This window comes from Moorena sp. SIO3I6 (assembly GCF_010672095.1).
In genome coordinates, this window is the sequence record NZ_JAAHHU010000567.1 from 1 (window position 1) to 2785 (window position 2785).

Genomic DNA, 2785 nt, shown 5'->3' on the forward strand with positions numbered 1-2785 from the left:
CAGCATCGCTATGCTCAGCGTGCAGGTATTGAAGGTACGTTAGCTCAGGGCATTAAAGCGTTTGGCTTACGTCGATGTCGCTATATCGGTTTGACTAAAACCCACTTGCAGCACATCATCACAGCTTCTGCCATGAATATTGTGCGTTTGGTTAATTGGTGCCAGGGAGTTCCATTTGCAGCTACCCGATGTTCTCGTTTTGCTGCTCTTGCGCCGACCGGTTGACCTATGTGTAAACAAATATTAATTTGGCCAGCGGTATCAACTTTGGGGGACTTTAAGAGTTTTGTTCCCCCCAAAATTGGGGGGCTAGGGGGGCGGAATCATACCCAGAATCAGCAATACCATTATCTCGACATCAAGTTAGACAGAACAGCAGGGGAGATAACGTCACTGGTAGAGCCAGAATCTGTTGTACCAAAGGTAATCTCTATTAAAAAAGCTCCCAATCCCCCATCAACTACGCTCAGCGATAGCAATGCTTGCGCGATGGATTGGGTAAAACAGCGATCGCTTAAAGCAATGGAAATTTCTCCACCATCCCTAAGGAATAGGAGCCAAGAGGTATCAAGATGGCAGGATCTTGCTCAGTTTCCTAGTGTTGCAAGACTTTTGTGGAAGTCGAGTACTCTCACCAAGAAAATAGAGCTAAACAGCAACCAGAAATTATATACAGGGGATAGAGGGCCGCCAGGGTATTAAGAGAATAGATCCCCCTCCCGTCCCCCTTAATAAGGGGGAAGCCAGAGGAAGCTTTGCTTTTTTCGTCATCGAGAGGCTCTTGTTCCTCCCTTGCTAAGGGGGGTTAGGGGGGATCAACAGGGATTGAACTTGGCAAACCCAAGCATTATTGGCTGGTGTGTTTTTTCACGACCAGCTAACATTGTCATGCATCAAGACAGACAGAAAAAGGAGGTAAAAAAGGAAAGTTTTATTAGCGGTTTATCTAACAAACCCTGTAATTTCTGAGTATTGGTTAACTTACCAGCAATCAACCTTTGCGATCGCGAGGCAAGTCGGTTTTGTTTAAGTAAAAGTTAAGACATATTTCTGTTCCCTGTTCCCTGTTCCCTGTTCCCTTTAAACCAAAATACTATGTCCTAATCTATACTTGCCTTGCTATACCATAAAACAGCACATTTAACGAAAAAAAATTTAGTTGTCACAAACCATCAAAATTTTCGTTATAGAAGCAGAAAGGTGAATAACTGGAGCATGGTAACCCATCACCCTCCTGTCACTTTTCTCCAACTATGATCTAATCACCGATCAAGTTGGTGTCACGCAAGGGAAAGTTGTGGAAGAGGAAAGAGTCAGAAGGAACCCTATGGTTCAATCTGACTGACAACTCCACCAACTTCAACTTGCAGAAAATAGAAACAATAAACAGCAATAAAAAACATGAAGACAATCAAAACTAGCCTAAGCAAAGTGTTAACTCTAGCCGTAGTAGCACTTACTGTACTATTCAGCTTCGCTGTTAATCCTGGTGTGGCTCAAGCCGACGGTTATTGCTGCGGAGGAGATGTCACCTACCTGCAGAATCCCCAAGAGCACTTTTGCTTAGTCGAAGCTGCTCCTGGTTATGAGTATGAAGCCGCTATACTACACAACGAATCTCCCGAGGAAGCAGTAGTAATAGACGCATCTACAGGCGAGCCAACCTTCATACCCCCATTTGGCGATAACATCCTGCGCCTGCCTCAGTATAGTGTCTTCTATCTAGTGGAAGGAAACGGACCAGTGGACTTTCACTGCGTACAATAAAAACAGCAAGCCAGTACACAAGGTAATCAATTATTTCAGCTAATTTTTACCTGAAATAACCAAACCCTTAGGAATTGATTATCTAAGGCATCGCCGCTAAATAGGTTATAACTCTTACCCACTCTACGCTATCTGTAAGCCTTCGAGTGAGAGGTAATAACCTAAAACATCAAAGCCCCGAGAGATTCTAGTAATGTAGATCTGGTCGGGGTGTTTTTGTATTTTCTAGCAATTATTATACTCATCAAGTACAAGTTTCTGGGTTTTAGGGAATAGGGAATAGGGAATAGGGAATAGGGAGCAGGGAGTAGGGAATAGGGAATAGGGAATAGGGAATACAATCCTGTATACCTAATAGTTATGCAAACCGCTGTAACTATATTAGTTATTATAGTAAATCTAAATTTATATGATAGTTTACTACTTACATGTTAGGCGATCAGGCTACCATAATTATCCTTAAATTTACTATTTAAAATTAGCGTTATTGTAGTGTATATATAAGAATATCGCTGTTTTTTAGTAATCCTAAAATTACCCAATTTTTTTTAAAAAACCCTTGACAAAAAAATATAATCATTACAATAAGCAGTAAATTACCACAATGAGTTCAATTGTTAAGTTATGGGACAAGGATTTACTCAAAACTTCAAAAAACAACTTGCTCAGCACACTCTAAAAGGGTCTCGGGAAGCAGTAATTTATAGTATGCAGAGGATGTATGCCCTAGGTTATGCAGAGATTTGCGAATGGACTCCTCTGGAGCCGACGGAGGTCCCAGGCGAAGTAATGACTACACTAAACAAGTATTGGCTGTTGCCATAACACCTTGTCTTGATGCAGTCGCTCATGGGGGAAACCCCCAAGACCGCGCTGCATCGCTAAATTTCTGGGGGGTTTCCCCCCCACTGAAAGGTTCCGGTCTGCTCAAATAGGATCAGATCAGGTTAGGTTTGGTAACTGAGTGACATAGGGATGCAGCGCACCTAAAACAATTTCAACGGACTTATTGTGGAGT

General features: G+C 42.3%; 6 protein-coding genes. 5 read left to right on the forward strand and 1 reads right to left on the reverse strand.

Going from position 1 to position 2785, the window contains the following annotated elements; genetic code table 11:
* The 3 genes from F6K49_RS39680 to F6K49_RS39690 all read left to right on the forward strand — a co-directional run.
* Positions 1-225, forward strand: a 225-nt coding sequence (locus F6K49_RS39680) for a transposase (RefSeq protein ID WP_293106161.1), incomplete at its 5' end; no start/stop codon positions are given.
* A 3-nt stretch (positions 226-228) separates the two neighbouring features.
* On the forward strand, positions 229-702 hold the full coding sequence (locus F6K49_RS39685; protein ID WP_293106164.1) for a hypothetical protein: 474 nt from the start codon (positions 229-231) through the stop codon (positions 700-702).
* Between the two features lie 699 nt (positions 703-1401).
* Positions 1402-1767, forward strand: a complete 366-nt coding sequence (locus tag F6K49_RS39690) for a hypothetical protein (protein WP_075898480.1) — start codon at positions 1402-1404, stop codon at positions 1765-1767.
* 161 nt (positions 1768-1928) lie between these two features.
* Here the strand turns inward: F6K49_RS39690 and F6K49_RS39695 are convergent, their stop codons facing one another.
* Entirely contained in the window at positions 1929-2108 is a 180-nt protein-coding gene (locus F6K49_RS39695; RefSeq protein ID WP_143727550.1) for a hypothetical protein, read from the reverse strand.
* A 283-nt stretch (positions 2109-2391) separates the two neighbouring features.
* Here F6K49_RS39695 and F6K49_RS39700 point away from each other — a divergent pair, with 283 nt between their 5' ends.
* Both F6K49_RS39700 and F6K49_RS39705 read left to right on the forward strand, forming a co-directional pair.
* On the forward strand, positions 2392-2592 hold the full coding sequence (locus F6K49_RS39700) for a hypothetical protein (RefSeq protein WP_293106168.1): 201 nt from the start codon (positions 2392-2394) through the stop codon (positions 2590-2592).
* Complete coding sequence (locus F6K49_RS39705; RefSeq protein WP_293106171.1) at positions 2517-2702, forward strand: hypothetical protein; 186 nt, start codon at positions 2517-2519, stop codon at positions 2700-2702. Before F6K49_RS39700 ends, F6K49_RS39705 begins: the two co-directional genes overlap by 76 nt.
* Positions 2703-2785 lie beyond the last annotated feature (83 nt).

What these genes read in the sequence shown, in the direction of transcription:
- F6K49_RS39685 (WP_293106164.1), top strand. Translation starts at nt 229, where the DNA reads ATGTGTAAACAAATATTAATTTGGCCAGCGGTATCAACTTTGGGGGAC.
- F6K49_RS39690 (WP_075898480.1), top strand. Translation starts at nt 1,402, where the DNA reads ATGAAGACAATCAAAACTAGCCTAAGCAAAGTGTTAACTCTAGCCGTA.
- F6K49_RS39700 (WP_293106168.1), top strand. Translation starts at nt 2,392, where the DNA reads ATGGGACAAGGATTTACTCAAAACTTCAAAAAACAACTTGCTCAGCAC.
- F6K49_RS39705 (WP_293106171.1), top strand. Translation starts at nt 2,517, where the DNA reads ATGGACTCCTCTGGAGCCGACGGAGGTCCCAGGCGAAGTAATGACTAC.